Source organism: Emticicia sp. MM, from assembly GCF_001649495.1.
The window spans coordinates 1-25,706 of record NZ_LXHX01000028.1; the positions used below are offsets into that span (position 1 = coordinate 1).

At 36.9% G+C, this 25,706-nt stretch carries 24 protein-coding genes; 14 read left to right on the forward strand and 10 right to left on the reverse strand.

Translation table 11 applies throughout. The features are described 5' to 3' along the window. The first annotated feature begins 276 nt into the window (after positions 1-276). Entirely contained in the window at positions 277-573 is a 297-nt protein-coding gene (locus tag A6M55_RS04095; RefSeq protein ID WP_064196603.1) for a cell division protein ZapA, read from the forward strand. Between the two features lie 272 nt (positions 574-845). Next, a complete protein-coding gene (rny, locus tag A6M55_RS04100; protein WP_064196604.1) occupies positions 846-2,453 on the forward strand; it encodes a ribonuclease Y in 1,608 nt (535 codons plus the stop codon). Between the two features lie 48 nt (positions 2,454-2,501). Here the strand turns inward: rny and A6M55_RS04105 are convergent, their stop codons facing one another. Together A6M55_RS04105 and A6M55_RS04110 are read right to left on the reverse strand one after the other, a co-directional pair. Next, positions 2,502-3,866, reverse strand: coding sequence for a HAMP domain-containing sensor histidine kinase (locus A6M55_RS04105; RefSeq protein WP_064196605.1), 1,365 nt, complete (start codon positions 3,864-3,866; stop codon positions 2,502-2,504). Then, positions 3,863-4,540 (reverse strand): response regulator transcription factor, encoded by a 678-nt coding sequence (locus tag A6M55_RS04110; protein ID WP_064196606.1) that lies wholly within the window; start codon positions 4,538-4,540, stop codon positions 3,863-3,865. Before A6M55_RS04110 ends, A6M55_RS04105 begins: the two co-directional genes overlap by 4 nt. 354 nt (positions 4,541-4,894) lie before the next feature. Between A6M55_RS04110 and A6M55_RS04115 the strand changes: the two genes are divergently transcribed. From A6M55_RS04115 to A6M55_RS04135, 5 genes are all read left to right on the forward strand, one after another. Beyond that, positions 4,895-5,836 (forward strand): universal stress protein, encoded by a 942-nt coding sequence (locus tag A6M55_RS04115; RefSeq protein WP_064196607.1) that lies wholly within the window; start codon positions 4,895-4,897, stop codon positions 5,834-5,836. Between the two features lie 21 nt (positions 5,837-5,857). Next, on the forward strand, positions 5,858-7,231 hold the full coding sequence (locus A6M55_RS04120; RefSeq protein WP_064196608.1) for an HAD-IB family phosphatase: 1,374 nt from the start codon (positions 5,858-5,860) through the stop codon (positions 7,229-7,231). 9 nt (positions 7,232-7,240) lie between these two features. Further along, positions 7,241-7,537 (forward strand): HPF/RaiA family ribosome-associated protein, encoded by a 297-nt coding sequence (locus A6M55_RS04125; RefSeq protein ID WP_064196609.1) that lies wholly within the window; start codon positions 7,241-7,243, stop codon positions 7,535-7,537. A 68-nt stretch (positions 7,538-7,605) separates the two neighbouring features. Beyond that, positions 7,606-8,445: a mechanosensitive ion channel family protein gene (locus A6M55_RS04130; protein ID WP_197491658.1), complete on the forward strand. Its 840-nt coding sequence runs from the start codon at positions 7,606-7,608 to the stop codon at positions 8,443-8,445. A 194-nt stretch (positions 8,446-8,639) separates the two neighbouring features. Next, positions 8,640-9,350 (forward strand): hypothetical protein, encoded by a 711-nt coding sequence (locus A6M55_RS04135; protein WP_064196610.1) that lies wholly within the window; start codon positions 8,640-8,642, stop codon positions 9,348-9,350. A gap of 58 nt (positions 9,351-9,408) precedes the next feature. Here A6M55_RS04135 and infB read toward each other — a convergent pair whose 3' ends face one another. From infB to A6M55_RS04155, 4 genes are all read right to left on the reverse strand, one after another. Then, positions 9,409-12,507 (reverse strand): translation initiation factor IF-2, encoded by a 3,099-nt coding sequence (gene infB / locus A6M55_RS04140; protein WP_064196611.1) that lies wholly within the window; start codon positions 12,505-12,507, stop codon positions 9,409-9,411. A gap of 196 nt (positions 12,508-12,703) precedes the next feature. After that, positions 12,704-13,948, reverse strand: coding sequence for a transcription termination factor NusA (gene nusA, locus A6M55_RS04145; RefSeq protein ID WP_064196612.1), 1,245 nt, complete (start codon positions 13,946-13,948; stop codon positions 12,704-12,706). A gap of 96 nt (positions 13,949-14,044) precedes the next feature. Then, positions 14,045-14,518: a ribosome maturation factor RimP gene (gene rimP / locus A6M55_RS04150; protein WP_082892919.1), complete on the reverse strand. Its 474-nt coding sequence runs from the start codon at positions 14,516-14,518 to the stop codon at positions 14,045-14,047. A gap of 249 nt (positions 14,519-14,767) precedes the next feature. Then, positions 14,768-15,223, reverse strand: a complete 456-nt coding sequence (locus A6M55_RS04155) for a hypothetical protein (protein ID WP_064196613.1) — start codon at positions 15,221-15,223, stop codon at positions 14,768-14,770. Between the two features lie 152 nt (positions 15,224-15,375). Between A6M55_RS04155 and A6M55_RS04160 the strand changes: the two genes are divergently transcribed. The 4 genes from A6M55_RS04160 to A6M55_RS04175 all read left to right on the forward strand — a co-directional run bounded on the left by A6M55_RS04160 (position 15,376) and on the right by A6M55_RS04175 (position 20,070). Next, positions 15,376-16,473, forward strand: coding sequence for an endonuclease/exonuclease/phosphatase family protein (locus A6M55_RS04160; protein ID WP_197491659.1), 1,098 nt, complete (start codon positions 15,376-15,378; stop codon positions 16,471-16,473). Between the two features lie 36 nt (positions 16,474-16,509). Further along, entirely contained in the window at positions 16,510-17,613 is a 1,104-nt protein-coding gene (gene dprA / locus A6M55_RS04165) for a DNA-processing protein DprA (RefSeq protein WP_064196614.1), read from the forward strand. 92 nt (positions 17,614-17,705) lie between these two features. Beyond that, entirely contained in the window at positions 17,706-18,548 is an 843-nt protein-coding gene (locus A6M55_RS04170) for an alpha/beta fold hydrolase (protein ID WP_064196715.1), read from the forward strand. A 100-nt stretch (positions 18,549-18,648) separates the two neighbouring features. After that, the gene (locus A6M55_RS04175; RefSeq protein WP_064196615.1) at positions 18,649-20,070 is read left to right on the forward strand and encodes an amidohydrolase; all 1,422 of its coding nucleotides are present in this window, start codon (positions 18,649-18,651) and stop codon (positions 20,068-20,070) included. 206 nt (positions 20,071-20,276) lie between these two features. Here the strand turns inward: A6M55_RS04175 and A6M55_RS04180 are convergent, their stop codons facing one another. Together A6M55_RS04180 and A6M55_RS04185 are read right to left on the reverse strand one after the other, a co-directional pair. Next, positions 20,277-20,735, reverse strand: a complete 459-nt coding sequence (locus A6M55_RS04180; protein ID WP_064196616.1) for a hypothetical protein — start codon at positions 20,733-20,735, stop codon at positions 20,277-20,279. A 28-nt stretch (positions 20,736-20,763) separates the two neighbouring features. Continuing rightward, positions 20,764-21,600, reverse strand: a complete 837-nt coding sequence (locus tag A6M55_RS04185) for an AraC family transcriptional regulator (RefSeq protein ID WP_064196617.1) — start codon at positions 21,598-21,600, stop codon at positions 20,764-20,766. Between the two features lie 136 nt (positions 21,601-21,736). Between A6M55_RS04185 and A6M55_RS04190 the strand changes: the two genes are divergently transcribed. From A6M55_RS04190 to A6M55_RS04200, 3 genes are read left to right on the forward strand one after another with little or no spacing between them, the layout of a single operon-like run. Continuing rightward, positions 21,737-22,543, forward strand: coding sequence for a phytanoyl-CoA dioxygenase family protein (locus tag A6M55_RS04190; RefSeq protein WP_064196618.1), 807 nt, complete (start codon positions 21,737-21,739; stop codon positions 22,541-22,543). After that, the gene (locus A6M55_RS04195) at positions 22,540-23,646 is read left to right on the forward strand and encodes an alcohol dehydrogenase catalytic domain-containing protein (RefSeq protein ID WP_064196619.1); all 1,107 of its coding nucleotides are present in this window, start codon (positions 22,540-22,542) and stop codon (positions 23,644-23,646) included. The genes A6M55_RS04190 and A6M55_RS04195 overlap by 4 nt, the downstream gene beginning before the upstream one ends. A gap of 9 nt (positions 23,647-23,655) precedes the next feature. After that, positions 23,656-24,441, forward strand: coding sequence for an alpha/beta hydrolase family protein (locus A6M55_RS04200; protein ID WP_064196620.1), 786 nt, complete (start codon positions 23,656-23,658; stop codon positions 24,439-24,441). A 78-nt stretch (positions 24,442-24,519) separates the two neighbouring features. Here the strand turns inward: A6M55_RS04200 and A6M55_RS04205 are convergent, their stop codons facing one another. Continuing rightward, the gene (locus A6M55_RS04205; RefSeq protein ID WP_064196621.1) at positions 24,520-25,215 is read right to left on the reverse strand and encodes a sulfite exporter TauE/SafE family protein; all 696 of its coding nucleotides are present in this window, start codon (positions 25,213-25,215) and stop codon (positions 24,520-24,522) included. 52 nt (positions 25,216-25,267) lie between these two features. Then, positions 25,268-25,705 carry a FixH family protein gene (locus tag A6M55_RS04210; protein ID WP_064196716.1) on the reverse strand — a complete coding sequence of 146 codons (438 nt, stop codon included), beginning with the start codon at positions 25,703-25,705 and terminating at the stop codon, positions 25,268-25,270. Between the last annotated feature and the right edge of the window lies 1 nt (position 25,706).

Below are 25,706 nucleotides of genomic sequence, written 5' to 3' on the forward strand. Positions count from 1 at the left end.
TTGAAAAAAGTAAAGAAATTCAAAAAGAAAGTGTTAAAATTGTAGCGAATAAAGCTAAAAAGTCAGCAGACAACGTAGAAATAAAGAAAACAATCACTGAACTAATACAAGAGATTGATGCGTGTATTGCTTTATTAAACGAAGAATAGTCAAGTGAGGTCGTAGAATGAATAATAAAAATGATTTGATTATAAACACTTTAGACGAAAAGATCTATTAATTTATAAAAAATAAAATCATTTTTTTTGAAATTGACAATTTAAGATTGGTTGTAAAATGGCAGAAGCTGAAAAAATAGAAATTGGGTTGAAAGTATCGAATCGTGTTATCACACTCAAGGTTCATCCCGAAATGGAGCCATATTTTAGAAGAGCAGCCGTTGTCATTAACCGACGACTTGATACGTTTAGTAAAAGCCATAGTGGCGGAGAAATGGATTCTATGGATTTTTATTTGACTGTGGCCATCGAGGGTATGGTCGAATCTCAAAAAAACCAAGATAAATATAAACTTTTGCAACAATCGCTCAAACAAAGGCTTGATGATATAGACCAACGCCTTACTCTTGGTTGAGAGTAAATTAAAATAAAAAAACACCAGTTGAAAATACCTCTACTGGTTTCAGATTTATTCTTCATTTGCTTTTCACATACTTCTTCTTGTTTTTACCTGTCGGTTTGCCTTCAAGCTATTCGAGTTTAAATGTATAATCAGTTCGTTTACTGCTTGACTTCCTGCGATTTCTTAGTATCTTTTCATGGTATTAACAGCATTAGGTATGTCAATTAAAAATTCTGAACTTATTATTCCCTAATTATTTATAAATTCTTTAACAAAACTATCAAATGTCGAATATTTTAATGATGCTCCTCACCGACTTAGTTGCTTTGGCAATTGGGTTCTTTGTGGGTCGAGCATTACTCAAAAAAACATTCCAAAGCAAAGATGCTGATGCAGAAATAAGAGCCAACGAAGTACTAAAAAATGCCCAACAAACCGCTGAAAACATTAAAAAAGATAAAATGTTGGAAGCAAAAGAGCATTTTTTAAAGCTAAAGACTGAGTTTGAAGATGATTCAAATAAACGTAAAAATATCATCTTACAAAACGAGCAACGTGTCAAACAAATGGAGCAAACGGCTTTGCAAACAAAGAACCAAGCTGCTCAATTAGAACAACAAAATATCCGCCGAGAAAAAGAACTTGAAGCTCTTCAAACAAAGCTTAACGAACAAACCGAAGCAGCCAAAAAGCAAATGGATGTAGCTCGTAAACGCCAAGAAGAAGCCGAATTTATGCTGGCACAACAAGTAGAAGCCTTAGAAAAGATAGCCAACTTGACTGCCGACCAAGCCAAACAACAATTGATTGATGCTATCAAAGGCGAAGCCGAAACTCGTGCATCTGGTTTTATTAAGCAGACAATCGAAGAAGCAAAATTGACCGCTACGAAAGAATCTAAGAAGATTATCATCGAAACGATTCAGCGTACGGCTGCCGAACAAGCCATCGAAAACTGCGTTTCAGTATTCAATATCGAAGGCGACGAAATTAAAGGGAAGGTTATTGGCCGTGAAGGACGTAATATTCGTGCATTAGAAGCCGCAACAGGTGTGGAAGTGATCGTTGATGATACGCCAGAAGCAATCGTTATTTCGAGTTTCGACCCAGTTCGTCGTGAAATTGCTCGTTTGTCATTACACCGTTTGGTACAAGATGGACGTATCCACCCTGCTCGTATCGAAGAAGTTGTGGCAAAAACTAAGAAAGACATCGAAAACGAAATCAATGAAATTGGTGAGCGTACTGTAATTGATTTGGGCGTACACGGTTTACACCCCGAATTAATTAGAATGATTGGTAGAATGCGTTTCCGCTCATCTTATGGACAAAACCTACTCCAACACTCTCGTGAAGTGGCTAAGATGTGTGCCACTATGGCCTCAGAACTTGGCTTGAATGCAAAATTAGCCAAACGTGCAGGATTACTACACGATATCGGTAAAGTATGGCACGAAGAGCAAGAATTGCCACACGCACTCTTGGGAATGGAATTGGCTAAGAAATACAAAGAGCACCCAGAAGTTATCAATGCCATTGGTGCTCACCACGATGAAATCGAAATGACTTCTATGATTTCACCAATCATTCAAATCTGTGACTCTATCTCAGGTTCTCGCCCAGGAGCCAGACGTGAAATGATGGAATCATACGTGCAGCGTCTCCGTGATTTGGAAGCCTTAGCTCTTAGTTATAATGGGGTAGAGAAGTGTTACGCTATTCAAGCAGGTCGTGAATTACGAGTAATTGTTGACTCTGAAAATGTAACGGATGAGATTGCAAGCAAATTATCATTTGATATTTCGCAGAAAATTGAAAAAGAAATGCAATACCCAGGCCAAATCAAAGTAACTGTTATCCGTGAAATGAGAAGCGTGGCTTATGCAAAATAAATTGAATTAAAATTCAGAAGGCGATGCAGTGATGTATCGCCTTTTTTATTAGAAAATAATCGAAAATTTAGTACCTACTCCAACCTGAGAAGTTACCTTGATTTTGCCACTGTGCATTTTTATGATTCTATCAACCAATGATAACCCAATGCCATAACCTTTCGTTTCTGATATTTTAGAAGAGCGATAAAAAGGCTGAAAAATATACTCAATATCTTGTGCTTCGATTCCAATTCCTTTGTCTTCAATATGAATCACTTTATAAAAATCGGTGGCTGATAAGTTGATTAAAGCTTGATTATCAGACGAAAATTTGCAAGCATTCTGCACCAAATTAATGAAAGCGATTTTTAGTAATGAACTATTCCCTACTATACAAAGGTGTTCGGGTTCTTCGGGTAGAGCATCAAAAGCTATTTCAATTTTATAATTAGGATTATTTTTCAAAACAAACGCTTTAGTATCAAACAACAATTCATCAAGCCTCACAGATTCGGCCAGTAGTTCATTATTATCAGCTGTGATTCTTGACAGTTTCAACAGATTTTGGGTAAGTTTTACTAAATCTGTGATGTCTTCTAAGGCGGAGAAAATTGTAGTTTGGTATTCGGTAGGTTTGCGTTCTTTCAATAAACTTACTTCTAACTGAGAACTTATTCTTGTGAGCGGATTTTGTAGCTCGTGTGAAACATTCCCAATAAACATTTTCTGTAATCCCAACCCCTCTTCTACTCTATCTAATAATTGATTAATTGTAATCGTAAGATTATTTATTTCATCTTTATTCTGACTATATTCAAGTCTTTTATTGAGGTTTTTCGGAAAAATATTATTCAGTTCAGTTCCAATTTTTTCAATCGGTTCGAGCGTTTTTTTTGCATAAAACCAGCCAATGAGTCCAATAAAAATGATTGAGAAAGTCCATAGCCCAATCATCATCCACCGCATTTGTTGAAGAAATTCATCGGCATATTGATTTTTTGCCATTGCAATCACAATATACCGCTTATAAGCTCTTTCATACAAAATTCCTACTCCGTCAAAACCATTTTCTACGAATTCAATCCTCCTCTTTTCTTTTATTTCATTCAAAATTGTTGATTCGATGGCTTTCACCTGAGTGGCATTAGAGACAAAAACGACTCTATTGAAATTATCGTAAACTATGATTTCTTCAGCAGTAATCTGGTCTTTTCTATTTTTCAGCAAACTTTCTAAAAAAGCAATATCTTTTCTACTCTCGATGGCCTGACTCAGCCAACCAACAACCGTTTCTGCTCTATTATTAAGCCGCCGATAAAAGTTTTTGTTGAGAAAAAAAGAAGTAAAAATATATACCGAAAACATCGTAATACTAAGAATAGCCATTACAACAATCAGAAACCTAAGTGTTATTTCTTGTCTTAATTTCATTCTTCTTTCAATACATAGCCCATTCCAAAAACCGTATGAATCAATTTTTTATCAAAATTTTTATCAATTTTCTTTCTTAAATAGTTAATATAAACTTCAATATAATTCGTGCCTTTATCGAAATTCACATCCCACACATTTTCGGCAATCTGATTTTTAGAAAGCACTCGCCCTTGATTACGCAAAAAGTATTCTAACAGTCGAAACTCCAATGCCGTCAATTCAATATCCTGCCCAGCACGAGTAATTCTTTTCGTATCCAGATTTACTTCGAGGTTAGCAAATTTCAAAATGTCATTTGTTATCAAAGTTTCCGTACCTCGTTTAGTCAAAGCTCTTACTCTGGCTAAAAGCTCGGCAAACTGAAATGGTTTTACTAAATATTGGTCTGCTCCAGCATCAAAACCCGAAATTTTATCTTCGCTTTCCCCTAAGGCTGATAATAATAAAATAGGTGTCTGAATACCATGTTGTCGAAGTTCTTGTACGAGCATCCAACCATTCAAACCTGGCATAATAATATCGGTTATGATACAATTATAAGAGTTTCGCATAGCAAGCTGCTTGGCAATCAGACCATCATAAGCAATATCAACTTCGTAAAAATGCTCCATAAGCCCTTGTTGAATTGCTTGTAGCGTTTTTAATTCATCCTCAACGACTAAAATCTTCATCCGATATTCTTAATAGTTTACCCAAAAGTAAATAGCATTTTTACATAAAAAAAACATCTAATAAATTTCTAATTTTTGTTTAAGGAATATCTAAGTATTGAGGCTGACCTTTGATGTAGTACAAAGTTGAAAATGGTCTATTCGATTTCAATTTGGTATTTAAATTTAGTATTTATACGATGAACGGTTTATTTGACTTTTCATTTGCCTTAGAACCCCAGCTCATCGTTGGGGTATTCTTTTCTCTCCATTCAAACTGGCTCTAATTAAATTCTAATTATTTTCAAAGTAGTCTCTAAATAGTCTGACTGAACTTTGCAGTATCAAATTATTTCTCACCAAACCCTTAAAGTTATGTTCAGAGAAATTGAAAATATTTTATTCCCAACCGATTTTTCGGAGAATGCATCCAATGCTCTACGTGTAGCAGTTTCAGTTGCCAAATTGCACAATTCACATTTACATTTGCTTCATGTCACAATTCCGCAATATGTATCAATGATTGGTGAAATTCCATTCGGAACAACCTATGATGCTTGGACTGACCTTGAAAAAATAAACAAGCAAAATCTTGAGGATTTAGCCAAATCACTCCGAAAAAAACACCGAATTTCAATAACCATTCATACTAAAATAGGGTATGTAGCCGATACGATTGAAAAAACAACGCATCAGCAAGATATTGACCTTATCATAATGGGTACGCACGGTTCTTCATTATTCAAAGATTTATTGATAGGAAGTAATACCTATCAAACCATTAAAAACGCTGTTTGTCCAGTGCTTACAATTCCTGCTGAGTTTAAAACAAATGAGTTCTTTAATGTGCTTTTTCCCGTCCGTAATGTGGCTGGAGTAGATGAAAAATATCATGCAATCTCTCATCTTTTACGCTCAAAGAGATCAAAAATTGAATTACTCGGTGTAATAAATTTTTATGATATTGAATCTTTTGATGCAGTTTCAGCTAAAGCAAACGAGTTAATTATTCAAATGGAGGGTAGAGGAATCGAAACCAGTTATCGGAATGTGTACTGTAATCATATTGCAGATTTCATTTTAGAGTATGCTCACTTCAATCAATCGGATTTACTGGTCATCAATGTCAATATTGATTCAGATTGGAAACAGCATTTTTTGGGTACTTACGCCCAAAAGATCGTCAAAAATGCTAAATGCCCTGTGCTAAGTATCAAACCTCAAACTGTGTCGAATGCCACTGACTCTCAGGAAGTTGAGCAAGTTAATCCAATTTATCCCTATGAATTTATACTTCCACCGATTGTGAACATTTAATCTAATTTTAAAATAGCCATTATGATAACCGTAATAATTCCCGCACTCAATGAAGAGAAAACAGTTGGTTTCGTGATTGAAACTGCAAAAAAATCGGCGAATGTCTCCGAAATAATTGTGGTTGATGATAAATCAGAAGACCAGACAGTTGATATTGCAAAAAAACATGGTTGTAAGGTAATTACAAGTACAAAACTTGGAAAAGGGACTTCGATGAAAGATGGTGTGATGGTTGCAAAGAACGAAATCATTGCCTTTTTAGACGCTGATATTACTACTTATTGTGCCAATATCATTGATTTATTGACCTTACCCATTATCAACAATCAAGCAGACTTCGTTAAATCTTATTTCACACGCCAAGCAGGTAGAGTAACTGAACTTGTAGCAAAGCCCTTACTATCAATACTTTACCCAAACTTTCCAGCCTTTAAGCAGCCTCTAAGCGGAATGATTGCTGGAAAAAAAGAACATTTCTCTAAGATTGATTTTGAAGATGGTTACGGTGTTGATATTGGGATTTTACTCGACATGTTTCAGATGAATGTAAAAATTGATGAAGTAAATATCGGGCATATAGAAAACCGCATGCAAAGCGTAGAAGCCCTTGGGCGGATGTCACGCCAAGTAGCTTCGGTGATTCTGAAGAAGTCGAAAAACATGGGATTTCAAGACCTAAAAACCTACGAACACATTCAGGTTATACGTGAGCAAATGGATTTTGCTCTGAGCGAAAATCTAAGGAAATTGAAAAAAATTGCCATTCTGGATATGGATAATACAATTACAAGGGGAAGTTTTATCCGTACAGCCGCCCTTGCTTTCGACTTTAATGAACAATTACAGGAAATTGGACGAACGCAAACCAACCCGATGCTTCGTACGAAACAAATCGCAAAATTATTGAGAGGAAAATCTCTAAAAGAGCTACTTGATGTAGCCGATTCGATAAAAATCACACCCAATGCCTTTGCTTTGGTCGAAAATCTTAAGCAAAGCGGATATATCGTTGGAATCATTTCTGATAGCTATGACTGTATCACCAATCACCTGAAAAATAAGCTGGGGGTGGATTTCAGCCTTGCCAACGAGCTTGAATTCTCGAGAAGCCATGCAACTGGCGAAGTAAAAATTCCTTCTTTTTTTCTACCGCATCAGCACAGTATCTGTAAACATGATTACTGTAAAAGTCATGCACTGGCTCATATTTGTGAACATTATAACATTTCGCTCACTGATACAATGATGATTGGAGATGGCGAAAATGACATCTGCCTAACCGATAAAGCAAGTGTAGGAATATCTTTTTGCTCGACTGATAAAAGACTCGACCGAGTAGCCGATTATGTAATTAAAAGGCCTGATTTTCAAGAAGTTATCAATTATTTATTTTAATAGAAAAGCATGAATATTACAATTCAAACACCACAATTTACAGCAAGCGAACGTCTCAATAATTTTGTAAAAGAGAAAATAAATCAATTAAGCAATCATCAATCCAATATAATAGGAGTAAAAGTTGTGCTACGTACTGGTGCAAAACACGACATCAGCAATCAATGGTGCGAGATAGTAGTGACTCTCCCAGCCGAAAATAAATTTATAAAGAAACATAGCCTTTCATTTGAAGAAAGTATCACCAGAGCCGTATCATCAATGGAAAGAAAACTCAAGCGAAAACAAGAACAATATATTTATTAGAAACATATTGAGTCTATTAGAGCTTTACTTCTATTGAAAAATAGCTCATTATCAAAACATTAAGAAATATGATTAAAATGAATTTTCAGGAAATACTAAACTATTCAATTATCAAAATTGGTTCGTTCGATTTTAGAGTTTCTTCAATTCTTGGCATTTTCCTACTGATAATTTTTGCAATAATTGCTCTTTATTTAGTAAAAAGAACGATATATCGCACCAAAAAAATTGAAGAAGGTAAGAAATATTCACTCTATAATCTTTTCAAATACATCATTATAACTTTTGCCATAGCAAATGGATTACAAGTTGTTGGACTTGATATTTCGGTGATTTTAGCGGGTTCGGCAGCCCTTTTAGTTGGTTTAGGTATTGGTTTGCAGACTCTTTTCAAAGATTTTGTTTCGGGAATTATCTTATTAATTGATGCTTCAATAAAAGTTGGTGATGTGATTGTTGTCAACGATTTGGTTTGCCAGATTAAAGAAATTAAGCTTCGTACAACTACCGCAATCACTCGTGACGATAAATATATTATTCTTCCCAATTCAATGCTCACGTCAAGCCAGATTCAAAATTGGACTCACTTGAGCGATACCTCAAGGTTTGAAGTACAGGCAAATATTGACTACCAAACTGATATAAGGGAGGTCAGAGAAATACTGCTAAATTTAGTAAGCAAAAATCCATCAGTTCTAACAAAACCCAAACCCTTTGTGAGGTTCACCGAATTTGGTGAATCTACGATGTCATTTTCTGTTTTTTTCTGGACAAAAGATTTATTCAAAGTAGAAAATATATGCAGTGAAATACGATTCAGTATTTTTGAAAAATTCAATAAACACAAAATAAAAATACCATTTACACAGGAAGAAATAGCTATAAATGGACACCAAAAAGTGATTTAAAACCTCAATAAATAGTCTAAGGCCAATAAAAGACAAGTCCACAAAAAGGTAATGGGTTTATATACAACTATGCAAGAAATTGTCGATTATATCAACCTTTTCACTAACTGAGCAATAAAAAACTTTTTTTCAAAAACTCTTGGTGATTTCAGAATCTCTACTAAATTTGGAATGTAAACAATTTCAAAAATACTATGGATAAATTATCTGAAACTTGGATGGTAGATGGTGTGATTGATTTTGAGGCAAAAAAATACACACTTCTGGCATATTTACAAAAAGTGAAACAATGCTTCGACAACACTAAAGTCTATCCTCAACTCTCCGATTTATTTTTTCATCACAACAATTTAGTTTCATTCAAAAATAACAAAAACTATCTGAAAGACCATTTCCCTAAAAAACTTTCTGGTATTCAGATTGAAAACTTAGAGTTGATTTATGAAGAAATGATTGCGGATAATAATCTTATGCAAGAAATTGAAGAGATTATTCATTATGCCAGTCAGCGATTCCAAAATGCGATTTCGGTTGGAAGCGAGATTTATGATTTTGTTGAAAGTAAACTCTCCATTAGTCCAGTTGGCATTATACCGCTCAAACTTGATGAAGGATATTTTTTCTTATGTAATGGACAAAAACGTAGTACAAGAGTATATTCCTACCGCCTAACACTATTTGAGCGACACAGCGAAAAATACCGTTCGTTAAGTACAACTTTTATTTCAGAATGGGAACGCAATTTTGTTAATAGCTACGAAAATATTAAGATAAATCTGATAAAACAACAGAAAAGCTTACCAAACCCTGCTGTATATTCTATCGAAACCGAGTTATCTTTTCCGTTGGAAGAAACACTCTTACCAATCGCCAAACGAACCTTAGTACAGCATATTAGCAAATAAATCAATAAAAAATGCCTCTCGGTCTCGAGAGGCATTTTATTTATGCTTGATAGCTAACTTATAGCTTACGTTTTACTTCTTTCACTTCAAAGCTTTCGAGTGTATCACCAATTTCGATGTCGTTGAAGCCTTTTAAGCTCAAACCACATTCAAAACCGTATTTCACTTCGTTTACATCATCTTTGAAACGTTTCAACTGCTGAATCTCACCTTCGTGTAGAACAATTCCTTCACGAACTAATCTAACTTTATTGTTACGTTTGAAATTACCATCCGTTACATAACAACCAGCAATTGTACCAACTTTACTAATTTTGAATACTTCACGAACTTCGATAGTACCCACAACAGTTTCTTCTACTTTCGGCGCTAACAAGCCTTCCATCGCATCACGAATTTCATTGATGGCATCGTAGATGATAGAATACAATCTGATTTCGATTTCTTCATTATCTGCAATTTTACGTGCGTTATTCGATGGTCTAACTTGGAAACCAATCACAATGGCATCGGCAGTTGACGCCAACAATACATCTGATTCAGAAATTTGTCCAACTCCTTTGTGAATAATTGCTACTTGAACTTCTTCGGTAGAAAGTTTCAATAATGAGTCAGAGAGGGCTTCTACCGAACCATCCACGTCACCTTTTACGATAACATTCAATTGGTGGAAGTTTCCAATGGCTTTACGGCGACCAATTTCTTCGAGTGTAATATGTTTTTTAGCACGGATACTTTGTTCACGATTGATTTGCTCACGTTTGTTTGCAATATCACGTGCTTCACGCTCCGAATCCATTACATTAAATCTATCACCCGCTTGTGGAGCTCCTGGCAAACCAAGCACCTGAACAGGGGTTGAAGGCCCAGCAGCCTTAATTCTGGCACCAGTTGCATCTACCATCGCTTTTACACGACCAAAATACTGACCAGCCAAAATAACGTCACCAACTTTCAATGTACCATTTTGTACAAGGACAGTTGTCACATATCCACGTCCTTTATCAAGAGAAGCCTCAACAACTGAACCAACCGAAGTACGATTAGCATTAGCTTTTAAGTCAAGTAATTCGGCTTCGAGTAATACTTTATCAAGTAACTCGTTGATACCCAATCCTTTCTTAGCAGAAATTTCTTGTTCTTGGTATTTACCACCCCAACTTTCAACTAAGATGTTTTCTTTCGATAAATCCTCACGGATTTTCTCAGGGTTTGCCCCTGGCTTATCAATTTTATTAATCGCAAATACAATCGGAACACCCGCATTTTTAGCGTGATTAATAGCTTCACGTGTTTGAGGCATCACACTATCATCGGCAGCAACTACAACGATTACAACGTCAGTAATTTTTGCCCCCCTTGCACGCATGGCCGTAAAGGCTTCGTGACCAGGAGTATCAAGGAATGCAATTTTCTTACCTTTATTTGGGCCTTCGTTAATTTCAACGTCATAAGCACCGATGTGCTGCGTGATACCACCCGCTTCACCTGATGCAACCTTCGTTCGGCGGATATAATCAAGTAAGGACGTTTTACCGTGGTCAACGTGACCCATGATTGTAACGATTGGAGCTCTCGGAGATAAATCTTCTTCAGCATCTTCTTTTTCAATCGTATCAACTTTTACTTCCTCTTCGGCTGTAATAAACTGAACATCAAAGTCGAAATCAAGAGCAAGCATTTGAATTGCTTCAGCATCAAGGCGTTGATTGATGGATACAAACATACCCATTTTCATTGCCGCCGAAATTACTTCAGTTACCGATACATCCATCAATGATGCTAATTCGGCTGCCGAAATAAACTCGGTTACTTTCAATGTGCTGCTTTCTTCTTGTTCTTGCAATACACGTTGTTCTTCTTGGTCTGCACGTGACCTACGCTTATCTTTTCTATATTTTGCTCCGAAGTCAGGGCCTTTGGTTTGCATACGAGCCATCGTTTGTTTGATTTGCTCTTTTACTTGAACCTGAGAAACCTCTTCTTTGCGTTCTTTTTTCTTCTTAGGGTCACCACCTTTTTTGGCAGTTGTATTATTATTGGTGTTGGCAGTTGTACCTGTTGCTGCTGGTGCCTTTGGTTTTGGCGTTGTAGCAGCATCAGCTCCCGTCACTTTTTCACCACGTTTTACACGTTTACGCTTACGCTTACGTTTATCTCTATCTTCAGCAACGGTTGACTTTTTCTCAACAGGGAGCTCTATTCTACCCAAAACTTTCAAGCCTTGAAGTTTCTCTCCTCTTGCTTGAATCAATTCTGGTTCGATTATCTCTTCTATCTCTATTTCTGGTACGACCACTGGCTTAACAGGGGCTGGAGCAGGCGGCGTCGCCAAATTACCTGCCTTATGAGGTGGGCGTTGATCGGCCTTGTACGGTTGACGAGGATCAAGACGCTCAGTTGGCTGTTGTCGTTGCTGACCTCCTTGTTGACGAGGAGGATAATCCTGACGATTTTGTTGTTGAGGTTTTGGCTCAGTTTTAATTGGCTCTGGCTTTGGTGGCTCAGGTTTTGCAGCTTCTACAACCTTAGGAGCTTCCACTACTGGAGCAACTACTGGTTGTGGTGCTGGTGGCTGGGGCTCAACTACTTTTGGAGCTTCAATCACTACTGGTTTTGGCTCAACTACCACTTCAACCTTAGGTTCAACTTTTACCTCAACTGGTTTCTCAACCACTTCTGGTTTAGCTGGCTCAACTACAGGCTCTTTCACTGGTTCAGCAACCACTACTGGTGGAACAGGGGCTGGTGCTGGAACTGGTGGTGGAGTTGGCTTTTTATCCAAATCAATTTTACCCAAGATTGTAAGACCTTGCGTTTTGCTTTCGGCACGAATCACTTCGGGCTCAGCAGGTTTGGCAGGTTCAGCCTCTCTCTTTTCTTCTATTTTAGCTTGTTGGCGGAAATATAAAATATCAGAATTACCAGCCGAAGTAGTTTTTACCTCTTCCACTGGTTTAGGCGAACCTCCATCTTCAAGCAAAGAATTATTGTTATATTCTTTTGAAAGAATAGTCAATAACTCAAAGTTGAGTTTGGCATTTGGATTATTCTCAATACGATGTCCTTTCCCAGCAAGTTTTTCAACGATAGTTACAATACCAACGTTGAGTTTCTTTGCCGCAAGGCTGAGTCGCATTTCTTTTTGTTCTGTCATAAAATGATTTAAAAATCTGTTTTGTTATCCTTTGCGGGATTAATTACTCTTTTTCCAAAGTCCAAAACCTTCGGAGAATTTCTCTATTTGTGATTTTGAATTCAATACTACAAATGTAAACCATATATTCTTGACTATCAAGAATATATGGTTTATAGTTGCTTATTTCGTTTTAAATCACAGATTTGTATTCGATTTATTCAAATTCTCGACTCAAAATTCCTAAAACTTCGTCGATTGTCTCTTCTTCTAACTCTGTACGACGGGCAATATCTTCTTTTGAGATAGCCAATACAGATTTTGCAGTGTCGAGACCAATCTTACGGAATTCGTCGAGTACCCAATCTTCGATTTCATCAGCAAATTCTGATAAATCTACGTCCTCTTCGTCTTCTTCTCCTTCGATGTCACGGAATACGTCAAGTTCCATCGAAACGAGTTTTCCAGCCAACTTAATATTCATACCGCCTTTACCAATAGCCAACGACACTTGGTCTGGTTTTAGGTAAACGGCCACACGCTTGCGTTCGTTGTCAACCTGAATATTGCTAATTTTAGCAGGGCTTAAAGCTCTCGAAATCAACAAGTTAAGATTATCAGTCCACTGAATAACGTCAATATTTTCGTTTTCTAATTCTCTTACAATTGTATGAATTCTTGAACCTTTCATACCTACACAAGCTCCTACTGGGTCAATACGGTCGTCATAAGACTCTACGGCAACTTTAGCTCTTTCGCCTGGTTCACGTACAATTTTACGTACCGAAATCAAACCGTCCAAGATTTCAGGAATTTCTTGCTCAAATAAACGCTCAAGGAATACTGGTGAAGTACGAGAAAGCGTAATGCGAGGAGTTCCGTTATTCATTTCAACTTTATGAACTACTGCTTTGATACTTGTCCCTTTTCTTGGTCTATCTTTTGGTATTTGCTCGGTTTTTGGAAGCACCAATTCGTTGCTTTCACTATCCAGACATACTAATTCTTTCCCGAGAATCTGATAAACTTCTACGATGATAAGCTCACCAACCAAATCTTTGTATTTAATGTAGAGCATTTCTTTCTCTAAATCTTTGATTTTCTGAATCAAAGTTTGACGAGCAGTTTGTACTACACGACGACCAAAATCTTCAAGCTTAACTTCGTCGGCTACTTCTTCACCGATTTCAAAGTCAGGCTGAATTTTTTGGGCTTCTGAAAGCATGATTTTGTCAGTATCCCAAATATCTTCGGAGTTATCATCAACGATTTCTCTCGTACGCCACATTTCTAAGTCACCGCTATCGGCATTAATGATAACGTCAAAATTATGGTCTGAACCAAATTTCTTACGAATCATTGTTCTGAAAACATCTTCCAAAACCTTAATCATGGTTGGGCGGTCGATGTTTTTCTCACGAGCAAATTCTGAGAACGATGCTATTAATTCTCCACTATGCATAGCTTAGTATTCAATTAAGAATTAAGAATGTAGAATGATTTACAAAATCAAATTAAACACCTTAATTTTTGTTCAAAATATTTTTAGTTACTAATATTATTTGAAAGAGATAATTACTTCTGATTCTTTGATATTGCTGAACGGAATTACAACTGGCACAATCTCTTCGCTTTTCTTACGCTTTTTCTCTTCGATGATTGTAATTTGTTCGGCTTCAACACTTTCTAAACTTCCTTTTAGCTCAGAACCATCTTTTTGAATAACTTTAAGACTACGGCCAATATTTTTACGATACATTCTCTCAGATTTCAGCGGAAAATCTACACCTGGTGAAGAGACTTCGAGTGTATATTTTTCGGGCATCATTTCGTCAATATCTGTCCCGAGTTGGCGACTGATGGCTGTACATTCATCAATTTTGATACCTTCATCGGAGTCGAGCAGAATCGTAACTTTACTGTGCACTTTCGACAACGATACTTTGATATCAACTATAAAAAATTTATCATTTTCGAGTAATGGCTCTAAAAGTTGCTCGATTTTCTGTTTTACTTCGTTATTGGTATTCATAATTAATGGTTACTGGCAAACTGCGGTGCCGCCCGTGCGGTTACCTTATATTACTTATATATTCAAATATTGGTAAGTAAATGGAGCTAAAACAGCTTATTTTGATTACAAATATTTAATTATGGTATGAATTTACAAGCAAAAAAGGAGGGCTTCGCTCCTCCTTTTTCACAATTCTGATGCAAATATAGATATTTTTTCGATATTTTGCAAATTTTCATACAGAATAAGCTGGTAATGAAGAAACTATTATTCAAAACTACGAAATTTTTTCTTCGATAACTCATAAGCAATGATGGCTGGTACATAAAATGTAATATCAGCAGCAAATTTTGCAATAATAACGCCCAATGAAATATCGTCAACCCAAATAGGTAAATAGTACATAAGTGTAGGACGAACGAACAGACTATCAAAAAACTCAGCAATACCAAACTCAACAAACAAAGCTCGGATGTTATGTCCAAAAGTTTTGAATGTATATGGTCTATTATTGAGCTTTAACTCTTTACTTGTGCTGTAAACATCGCTCAAAAGAATTGTTCCGAAGTAGCCAATATTCCCAACCCATGTTCCAACTAAAGCTGTTGTAAGATTACTGTTGGTTAATTTATAAGTCAGAACGGATGAAACAAGCGTCACGACAATCGAAATTATTTCGGCTGGTAAGTAGCGTTTTATCCATTCTTTTGCTTTATTTTTCACAAATTTCTTGTATTTTGAACATACAAATTTCTACCTTTTTAGGCTTTAAAACGAACAAAAAACTGGAAATATCCGCTTTTTTATCAAATATGTTTCAGAAAGTCGAGTTTAGGTAGTAATTTTAGGCATAAATGCCACTCCTCAACCCAATAATGCAGTTGATAAAAGAAATATTTAAACGCTTTTTGTTCTTCCTGAATATATTGCTTGCAGTCTATACTTTATTGGTATATCAGTTGAGCTATTCGGTTAGTGTAAAACATTGGTTGGCGGGTTTTTTGATGATGTCGATGCCATTTGTTTTGGTAGCTAACGGCATTTTTTTATTGATTTGGCTGATACGACTCTCTCCACGAGCATTAATGTCTTTTGCATTATTAATCATTGGATATCCTTTTATCTTACGCACCATCACATGGCACAATATTGATAGTCGAGACTCTCGAAGTGGTTTTAGTGTGATGAGCTATAATATCATGTGGTGCGACGCTTTTACTTATATTCACGAACACGATACAACAAATGCCATTAATTTAGTAAAAAAAGCAGTTGATATCGATGCTGATATTAAATGTATACAAGAACTATACAATTGGGACGATTTTCCTCAATTCAGTACAATCAAAAAATTTAGAGGCACCCACAAATATTATACTTATGTTCACTCAACACCTGGCAATGATCGAGGACAAGGTGACATTGGATTAGCGATTTTCTCTAAATTCCCGATTATTAGAAAACAAGAAAAACATTGGTCAATCAATCATAATGGTTTACTTTCTGCCGATATTATCATAAAAAAAGATACTATTCGGGTCATAAATGTACAACTACGCTCAATGGGGGTACGTGTACAGAGGGTGATTGAAGCAAAAGAAGACAAAGAACTCGCAAAAAAAGAAGCCAAAACAATTTATCATCAACTCAAAGGGGGCTTTGAAGATAGAGCTATTCAGGTTAAAGAATTAGAAAAATGGATTGAAGAGAGTCCATACCCAGTGATGGTCTGTGGAGATTTGAACGAATTACCGTATGGTTTCGCTTATGGTAAAATAAGAAAATATTTAAGAAATAGTTTTGAAGATGCAGGACGGGGTTTTGGTTTTACGTATCATAGAAAACCTGGTTTTCTGAGAATTGACAACTTATTTTATGATGAAAAGAAACTCGAAGTGAAACGATTCAAAACTTTTTCAGAAACACCCTATTCTGACCACTACCCAATTTGGGGAGAATATATTTTGAAGTAAATTTGGGTAAACTCTTATCAATATCTTTTGCTGTACATGGAAAAAATTTATCAGATTGCATTATCAAATGTTGAAGGTGTTGGAAGCGTATTTTTCCGACAATTAATTAGCTATTGTGGTTCAGCAGAACATGTTTTCAAAGCAAAAACTGATAAATTACTGAAAATTTCGGGCGTTGGTCGAGTTGTAATTGAAGGCTTAAAGAAGAAAGATTTACTCTCAGATGCCGAAAAAACCTTAAAAGACGCCGAAAAACTGGGGGTTCAACTTTTCTTTTCTACCGATAAAAATTATCCATCACGCCTAAAACCTCTTTATGATGCTCCTGCTGTTTTATATTATAGAGGAACTGCAAGCTTAGACCATTTTCGTTCGATTGGAATTGTTGGCACTCGTCAAGCTACAGATTATGGAAAAAAAGTAACCGAAAGTATTGTCGAGCAGTCAAAAAACTATAACCCCCTGATTGTGAGCGGATTGGCTTATGGAATTGATATTACTGCACATAAAGCTGCAATTGATTTTGGTTTACCTACAATTGCAGTAATGGCCAGTGGAATCGATGTAATTTATCCTTCTCAACACGAAAAATATATAGAACAAATCATAACAAATGGTGGTATTATTTCCGAACATTCCTTTGGCAAACAACCAATCAGAAATATGTTTTTGGCCCGTAATCGAATCATTGCGGGACTAAGTGATGCCTCAATTGTAGTTGAGTCTGCTGCCAAAGGTGGAGCAATGGTAACAGCCGAGTTCGCCAATAATTATCATCGAGAAGTTTTTGCAGTTCCAGGTACGTTGGCCAATAAAGTGTCAGAAGGCTGTAATAAACTTATTCAGAAAAATAAAGCGAGTATCTACACTCAGATAAATGACCTCGTTGAAGCTCTTAATTGGGACTTAGACGAAAATCCTGATAATATAAAATTCAAGAAAAACGATGTTGATTTAAGCATCTTTACCGACGAGGAAGCTCAAGTGATTTCGCATCTACGTACTCACGGCGAAATGCAGATTGATGAACTCAGTTGGCAAACACAAGTACCACTCAACCGATTGGCTTCGCTCCTACTCAATCTCGAATTTCAAGGCATCATCAAGGCTATGCCTGGGAAAAAATTTGGCTTAAAGTAATGTTAAATTTCATTTCTTACAAAACGTTTTATCCTCAAACTGCGTTTATATGACTGTAATCATTGTTTATTATCAGTCAATTAGCTATCAAAGTGAAATCTCGTCTAAAACTTATTTTTGTATTTCTGACTCTTAGTGTAGTATTCGTTTCGTGCTTTAGTCGTTGGATTTTGACCGAAAAGGAGTTAAAAGCTCATTATGCCAATCGGATTTCAAAACCCTTATTTCACATCATAGAAAATGATTCTATAAAACTTCATTACGTAACTTTTGGTGTTGAAACCGCTCAACCTGTATTATTTGTTCATGGAGCTCCAGGTTCGTGGGATGGTTATCTGAATTTACTGGACGATAGTTTGCTTCAAAACAATTTTCATCTTATTTCAGTTGACCGCCCTGGTTACGGAAAATCTCAGAAACGCCCTAAAAAGAAAGTTTATAGCTTAGAAGAACAAGCAAAAAGTATCATTTTGGCTTTAAAAAGTAATCATTCAAACAAAAAAGCAATTGTAATCGGACGTTCGTATGGTGCCCCAGTAGCAGCAAAACTGGCGGCAATGTACCCCGATAAAATCGAAAAAATTGTATTACTTTCACCAGCAATAGACCCAGATACTGAAAAATTCTGGTGGTTTTCTAAATTTGGAAAAGTTTTCTTGGTTCGTTGGTTTCTTCCAGAACGCATGAACACTGCCACTGATGAAAAATACGCACACATAAAAGAGTTAAAAATACTTAAAAATGATTGGCAAAAAATTAATTCGGAGGTTACTGTGATGGCTGGTGGAAAAGATTGGATTGTTGACACAACAAATTTTTCGTTCGCAAAAAAGATGCTTATCGGAAAAAATGCTAAATTTATATTTATTCCCGAATCAGGGCACTTGATTTCAAGTTCAAGACCCGATTTGGTGAAAAAAGAAATATTTAAGTAGTCAACAGACGATAGTCGATGGTCAACAGTTATTTGCTGTAAACTATTGACTGCGGACCTTTGACTAAAAAACTAACCATTAACCAATCTTCTTCAACATCATGAAGCAACTCTTTATTTTATGCTCTCTCGTTAGTGTGAGTATTTTTGCCCAATCGCCCAAAGATAAAATGCTCGAAAGTATCGGTAAAAAAGAAATGTATTATGGCGGAATTGCCAAACAAATCTGGAATTATGCCGAAGTGGGCTATCAAGAAACTAAAAGTTCGGCACTTTTGCAGGAAACTCTTAGTAAAGAAGGTTTCAAAATCGAAAAAGGTGTCGCAGGAATTCCTACAGCATTTACGGCAACTTTTGGTGAAGGTAAACCAATCATTGGAATCTTGGGGGAGTTTGATGCACTTCCAGGCTTGTCTCAAGATTCGACGGCTGATCAAAAAACAGTTGGCGGAATCGCTGGCCATGCTTGCGGGCACCATTTATTCGGCACAGCATCGGCAGCCGCAGCAATTGCAGTAAAAGAATACATGAAGGCAAATAATATCAAAGGAACGATTCGTTTTTACGGAACACCTGCCGAAGAAGGTGGATCGGGAAAAGTTTATATGGTTCGTGAAGGACTTTTCAACGATGTTGACGCCGTAGTTCATTGGCACCCAGGTTCATCGAATAGTGCAAGTTTTGGCACTTCATTGGCAAATAAATCTGGTAAATTCCGTTTTTATGGTGTTTCAGCTCATGCAGCGGCTTCACCCGAAAAAGGTCGTTCGGCTCTTGATGGTGTTGAGGCAATGGACAATATGGTAAATATGCTTCGTGAGCACGTACCTTCTGATACTCGTATTCACTACGTAATTACTAATGGCGGAAAAGCACCAAATGTTGTACCTGATTTTGCTGAAGTTTATTATTACGCTCGTAGTCCACGTAGAACCGATGTGATGGATGTCTGGTCGAGAATCGAAAATGCGGCCAAAGGTGCAGCCATGGGAACTGGCACTCGTGTGGATTGGGAATTGACAGGCGGAACGTATGAATTATTACCCAACGAAACATTGGCAAAAGTTATGCACGCAAATTTAACGAAAGTAGGCGGTTTTAATTATACAGCCGAAGAAAAAGCATTTGCCGAAAAAATTGGTAAAAGTTTGGGTATTGAAAATGTAAAATTTGAAGATGCGACAGGTGTAAAGCCTTTGACTGCCGAAAAAGGTGGCGGCGGCTCAACTGACGTTGGTGATGTAAGTTGGACTGTTCCGACGGTTGGATTGACAACGGCCACTTGGGTTCCTGGCACGCCTGCTCATAGCTGGCAAGCGGTTGCGGCTGGCGGTATGAGTATCGGAAGAAAGGGAATGGTAAATGCGGCAAAAACAATGGCTTTGACTGTGACTGACCTATTTGAAAGTCCGCAAACATTGAAAGATGCAAAGACAGAGTTTGAAAAAGCTCGTGGTACGAAGGAATTCAAATACCAAGCAATGGTTGGCGATAGAAAACCAGCGTTGGATTATAGAAAGTAATACACCGAACCATTTAAAAATTGCAGATTAAGGAGTGATAATTGAAGATTTTTGAATTTTTCAAATTATAAAAAATTCTTCAATTTGTAATCGTCAATCGCTAATCTACAATATGAGTAAAGAACTTTTAGCATGAAGGCTATACCAATTAACCGAACTTGTTTCTAAAAGGAGATATAAGATATCGTGATAGAATTGAAAATCTATCACGATATTTTTTTTAGTTTTTCATTGATATTAAGTTCTCGCAGTTTCCCCTCTATCTTACTCATTATCAAGCTATTTGGTTGCTTATCTCTACTAATAACATCATAGCCCTTTGGTGTAAATAATGTTTTTTCAAAGTAAATTATTGCCCAATTTTCAGTTGTTTCAATGTGTAAAATACCCCATTTACTTGATAAAAGTGAAAGTAGCCCATTTCCACGCCATTCAAAGGCAGTATTTTCATTGTTTAGGGGTTTATCAAAACCATTGATTGATTTTTGGCGACCGTTTTGAGTATATTTCACTTCATCAATCAATCCTAAAACTCCATCTCTTTCAGCCACCTTGTAATTGAAAGTTGGATTGGTTTTGTCTCCTTTTAACCACATAGGGAAATTCGAGAGAATAATGTACCATTTCCCTTCGAGGGCTTGTAAATTTATCTTTTCGTTAGCCATTTGTTCTAAAATTTTCTGTAAAAATAATTTATCGACCTCGCCACTCTTTTGGTGTTAGACTTTTATGCTTTTTAAACAATTTATTAAAATACGGGACATCCCCAAACCCACTTTCAAATGCTATTTGTTGAATCGGTAAGTCGGTCTTGTTGAGCAACTGACAGGCATATTGCAATCTAAACTCAATCAAAACTTCGACAAAAGTTTTATTCGTAATATTCTTGAAATAACGACAGAACGAGGTCGGAGATAAATCAGCAATATTAGCAATTTGTTCGAGGGTAATTTCTTCTTTAAAATTTTCAATCAAATACGAAAAAACCTTTTGAAAACGTGCCGTTTCGGATTGATTATATTGATGCTCAAAAAAGAAATCATCAATCGTCGTGATTTCGGTTGAATTACTCAGTATATCGAAGATTTCTAACAATCCAGCAATTTTCTGTAAGGCAGTTTTTTGCTGCAACGCTACTATCTTTTCTGTGAGAATCTCCCTTGTTTTGCCAATTATTTCAAAACCCGACTTCGATTTTTCTAAAAAAACCTTCACTTTCTGCATTTCTGGTAAATCAACTATCCCTTTTCCCAAGAATAATTCACCGAACTGTATAACGATAGCAGATACATTTTCAATCGGTTGATTGACCCAGCAATGTGGCAAATTTGCTCCTAAAAAAACCAAATCTCCCACAAAAAACTCACTTACTTGTTGCCCAACGTAGCGTTGCCCCTCTCCTTTTAAGATTAAAGTCAATTCATATTCTGGATGAAAATGAAACGGAGCATCGAACCTCAGAACATCGAATTGTCGAAGAATAAATGAACTTGACTCTTCGGTATTTAGTTGCTCAAAAACTGCTTTCATAGTTTCATTTTCGCATTATTTAACTCTTTATTTAAAATTTATGATAATATAAGACAATTATATGAAAAAAAACTCAAATCTCGCTACACAAAATTTATTCAACTTTGCATCAAATCTATTTCAATAAATCTAAGCAATGAAAAATCTATTAAACGAAACGTATCAATTGCCAGCCGAGGCAATTGAATTTTACCAAAAAAATCGCTACATCAAGCTAAAAAATGTGTTAGATGCCGAAACACTGGCATACTATGGCGAGGCCATCACTCGAAAAGTAAATGAAATCAATAAACAAGATAAGCCCATCGACCAAAGAGATACTTATGGAAAGGCATTTCTTCAAATTTTTAATCTTTGGCGTGAAGATGACACCTGCAAAGAGTTTGTTTTGAGCAAACGTTTGGGCCAAATTGCCGCCGAATTGATGCAAGCCGAAGGAGCAAGACTTTACCATGACCAAGCTCTTTTTAAAGAAGCAGGAGGTGGAATCACCCCATGGCACGCAGATCAATATTATTGGCCACTTAGCACTGATAAAACTATAACAGCTTGGATTCCATTGCAGCCTGTTCCGCTTGAAATGGGTCCCTTAGAATTTAGTGCGGGAAGCCATGCCATTGTCGAAGGGCGTGAATTGGCCATCAGTGACGATAGCGAACAAAAGATTCAGCAAAAACTAAGAGTAACCGACTTTAAGCATGTAATCGAACCGTATGATTTGGGCGAAGTAAGTTTTCACTCGGGCTGGGTTTTTCACCGTGCAGGTGCCAATAACACTGACCAAGTTCGTAAGGTAATGACGATGATTTATATGGACAGAGACATGATTCTGAAAGAACCAGAAAACGAAAATCAGAAGAAAGACTGGGAAGTTTGGTGTCCAGGAGCAAAAGTAGGAGAAGTGATTGATACTTATTTAAACCCCGTAATTTATAGCAAATGATACATTGCAAAGCCGCCGTTGCCGATGGAAAAGGTAGTTTTTCCATCCAAGAAATATCAGTTGCTGAGCCTCATGGCGATGAGGTTTTGGTCGAAATCAAAGCAGCTGGAGTTTGCCATACCGACTGGGACTCTCAGTCGTGGGGCAAGCCTTTAGTAATGGGTCACGAAGGAGCAGGAATTGTTAAACAAGTCGGCTTAAACGTAAAATCGCTTAAAGTTGGTGATAAAGTCATGCTCAATTGGGCAATTCCGTGCTATGAATGTTTTCAATGTCAAGAGGGAAACCAACATATTTGCGAGCGAAACTCGGCCGTAACGGCAGGAAATAAAGTAAGCGAAGGACACGCCACTTTTGCTTCGACTACTTTTAAAGATATAGCTATCGAACGGGCTTTTAGTCTCGGAACGATGTCTGAATACACGCTCGTTCGAGAAGCTGCTTGTGTGAAAATGCACGTCGAAATGCCCTTTTCGTCGGCAGCTATTGTAGGTTGTGGTGTAATGACTGGCTATGGTTCGGTCGTAAATGCCGCCAAAGTAAAATCGGGTAGCTCGGTAGTGGTTTTAGGCACAGGAGGCGTGGGTTTGAATGTGATTCAAGGAGCGAGAATTTCGGGGGCTGGGAAAATCATTGCCGTAGATATTAATCCGTTGAGGCTCGAAATGGCCAAAGAATATGGTGCAACGCATACTGTTTTAGCAGAAAAAAGCGATAAAGGCTTGACCGAAGCCGCCAAAGTTGTAAAAGGCATGACAAACGGACGAGGGGCTGATTATGCCTTTGAATGTACGGCAATCCCCGAACTTGGGGCTGCTCCATTAGCAATGGTTCGCAATGCAGGAATGGCCGTACAAGTGAGTGGTATCGAACAAGAAATCTTAATTGACATGAATCTGTTTGAATGGGATAAAATCTACATAAATCCACTTTACGGTAAAACTCGTCCACAAATTGATTTTCCGATTTTACAAGACCTCTACGCCAAAGGCGAATTGATTTTGGATAAAATGGTAACACGTACTTACGCACTTGATGAATTATCAAATGCCTTTGCCGATATGCATGCAGGCCACAATGCCAAAGGAGTTATTGTATTTTAAAAACAGAAAATGAGTCAATTTTTCACCACCGAAAAGGCCACTTTTCAAGGCTTAGATTTCATTACAGTTAAGAGTAATGCCTTGAAGAAGCGAGCCGATATTACGGTTTATGCCCCGTCTGGTTCAGGGAAGTCAGCAACTCCTCTTGTTATTTTGCTGCATGGTGTTTATGGCAGTCATTGGGCGTGGGCAATGAAGGGTAATGCCCACAAAACCGCCCAAAGTCTCATAGAAACTGGGAAAATAAAACCGATGATTCTGGCAATGCCTTCGGATGGACTTTATGCCGATGGAAGCGGTTATGTGCCACATCAATCTGCCGATTATGAACGTTGGATTGTCGAAGATGTAATTGCTATAATGAAAGAACAGTATTCAGAAATAACTGATGAATCGTCCATTTTTATTGCGGGCCTTTCGATGGGTGGGTTTGGAGCCTTGCGTTTGGGAGCGAAATATTCAAACTTATTTAGGGCTGTTTCTGGACTTTCTTCTATCACTCATTTTAATCAAATCGGTGAATTTGTGGCTGATTTTGAGCAATTAAAGCACGATGCCTTAGAACAAGATGGTATTTTAGAATGGATTTTGAAAAATAGAGAAACTATTCCTCCTTTTCGTTTTGACTGTGGAACTGATGATATTTTGATTGAACAAAATCGCCAATTACACAATGAACTTAAAAACCATAGAATACCCCACACTTACGAGGAGTTTTCTGGCGGTCACACTTGGGAATATTGGACTGAGCATCTGACCGAAACGTTGTTGTTTTTTAATCAACAATTAGCTTAACAATAGATTTTATTTCTCCAAAAAACAAAAAAAGCAAGAGAAAATCTCTTGCTTTTTCCAACCTAAACCTAATAAATTCTAATGACAAAACGGAATATTTGATAAATCAATATTCTGTTTAATTATATGTGGAAACGAAATAATTAAGCCTCTGAAAATCAACCAAAAACCGATTAAAGAATAAGTAATTGGAATAAGTTTGGGAAGTTTTGAACCGAATGTTTTTCTTAGCCAAGTTGCCCCCAAACTCACGCCCAACATCATGGGTAATGTACCTGCCCCAAACAAAAACATAAATAACATTCCATCAGTAAGGGCTTCGGTGAGAAATGCTCCACTTAATGCCGCATAAACCAAACCACAAGGTAGAAAGCCGTTTAATATTCCAAATGAAAACTGAGTAACAAGAGAATGCTTTTTAAAAAGCCTTGATAAAGAACCTTTTATATAGTTTGTAAAGCCAAACACATAATTATTTAGGCTGAGTTTTTGTTGCCAAGTTTTAGGTAAAAATACGCCAATCAGAATCAAAGCACCCAAAAGTATAGAAAGTGATTTTTGCGACATAAAGTAAGTGGTACTTTCACCAATAAAACCTACTAATAAGCCAAGAATCGCATAAGTCATCAAACGCCCTCCGTTGTATAATACTCTTCCTGCGATAAATTTCCAGCGTTTGGAAGTATCGGCGGGTAACATCATGGCGATTGGCCCGCACATACCAACGCAGTGCAAACTACCAATAAAGCCCATTATGAATGCTGAGTAAAACACGTCTTTTGAGTTTTGAGTTCTGAGTTCTGAGTTTTTAATTCAACTCAGAACTCTATAAAACCATTTTTTCTTCTTTGTAATATCCTTTGCCATCCTTATTCCACGAGACTTTTACCACCCATAAACCTCGGTCAAGATTAGCTACTGGAATAGATTGAATTTCGGTGTTAGCAATATCAAGCTTCACCGCAAAGTCTTTACGAGCATCGGCTGGTCGGTAAAAATTAATTTTACCAGTCGAACCGATTGATTCTTTTGGAAAGTCTAACTTAACTGTCTTACTTTCAGATACATAATCAAATTTCAATTGTGTAGAAAGTTGATTGGTATTATTCATCTGATCGATGTCGTTTTGGTAAGCTATTTCTTTTTGATAATAATCTTGACTAACCAAGTGTATATCGTCTTGTTGGAGGCATTTCCAGACTAAAAAGCCCATAAAACCAACAAAACTTAAATAAACGATTGCTATTTTTTTTCCCCAGTTCATT

What these genes read in the sequence shown, in the direction of transcription:
- A6M55_RS04095 (WP_064196603.1), top strand. Translation starts at nt 277, where the DNA reads ATGGCAGAAGCTGAAAAAATAGAAATTGGGTTGAAAGTATCGAATCGT.
- rny (WP_064196604.1), top strand. Translation starts at nt 846, where the DNA reads ATGTCGAATATTTTAATGATGCTCCTCACCGACTTAGTTGCTTTGGCA.
- A6M55_RS04105 (WP_064196605.1), bottom strand. Translation starts at nt 3,866, where the DNA reads ATGAAATTAAGACAAGAAATAACACTTAGGTTTCTGATTGTTGTAATG.
- A6M55_RS04110 (WP_064196606.1), bottom strand. Translation starts at nt 4,540, where the DNA reads ATGAAGATTTTAGTCGTTGAGGATGAATTAAAAACGCTACAAGCAATT.
- A6M55_RS04115 (WP_064196607.1), top strand. Translation starts at nt 4,895, where the DNA reads ATGTTCAGAGAAATTGAAAATATTTTATTCCCAACCGATTTTTCGGAG.
- A6M55_RS04120 (WP_064196608.1), top strand. Translation starts at nt 5,858, where the DNA reads ATGATAACCGTAATAATTCCCGCACTCAATGAAGAGAAAACAGTTGGT.
- A6M55_RS04125 (WP_064196609.1), top strand. Translation starts at nt 7,241, where the DNA reads ATGAATATTACAATTCAAACACCACAATTTACAGCAAGCGAACGTCTC.
- A6M55_RS04130 (WP_197491658.1), top strand. Translation starts at nt 7,606, where the DNA reads ATGATTAAAATGAATTTTCAGGAAATACTAAACTATTCAATTATCAAA.
- A6M55_RS04135 (WP_064196610.1), top strand. Translation starts at nt 8,640, where the DNA reads ATGGATAAATTATCTGAAACTTGGATGGTAGATGGTGTGATTGATTTT.
- infB (WP_064196611.1), bottom strand. Translation starts at nt 12,507, where the DNA reads ATGACAGAACAAAAAGAAATGCGACTCAGCCTTGCGGCAAAGAAACTC.
- nusA (WP_064196612.1), bottom strand. Translation starts at nt 13,948, where the DNA reads ATGCATAGTGGAGAATTAATAGCATCGTTCTCAGAATTTGCTCGTGAG.
- rimP (WP_082892919.1), bottom strand. Translation starts at nt 14,518, where the DNA reads ATGAATACCAATAACGAAGTAAAACAGAAAATCGAGCAACTTTTAGAG.
- A6M55_RS04160 (WP_197491659.1), top strand. Translation starts at nt 15,376, where the DNA reads ATGCAGTTGATAAAAGAAATATTTAAACGCTTTTTGTTCTTCCTGAAT.
- dprA (WP_064196614.1), top strand. Translation starts at nt 16,510, where the DNA reads ATGGAAAAAATTTATCAGATTGCATTATCAAATGTTGAAGGTGTTGGA.
- A6M55_RS04175 (WP_064196615.1), top strand. Translation starts at nt 18,649, where the DNA reads ATGAAGCAACTCTTTATTTTATGCTCTCTCGTTAGTGTGAGTATTTTT.
- A6M55_RS04180 (WP_064196616.1), bottom strand. Translation starts at nt 20,735, where the DNA reads ATGGCTAACGAAAAGATAAATTTACAAGCCCTCGAAGGGAAATGGTAC.
- A6M55_RS04185 (WP_064196617.1), bottom strand. Translation starts at nt 21,600, where the DNA reads ATGAAAGCAGTTTTTGAGCAACTAAATACCGAAGAGTCAAGTTCATTT.
- A6M55_RS04190 (WP_064196618.1), top strand. Translation starts at nt 21,737, where the DNA reads ATGAAAAATCTATTAAACGAAACGTATCAATTGCCAGCCGAGGCAATT.
- A6M55_RS04195 (WP_064196619.1), top strand. Translation starts at nt 22,540, where the DNA reads ATGATACATTGCAAAGCCGCCGTTGCCGATGGAAAAGGTAGTTTTTCC.
- A6M55_RS04200 (WP_064196620.1), top strand. Translation starts at nt 23,656, where the DNA reads ATGAGTCAATTTTTCACCACCGAAAAGGCCACTTTTCAAGGCTTAGAT.
- A6M55_RS04210 (WP_064196716.1), bottom strand. Translation starts at nt 25,705, where the DNA reads ATGAACTGGGGAAAAAAAATAGCAATCGTTTATTTAAGTTTTGTTGGT.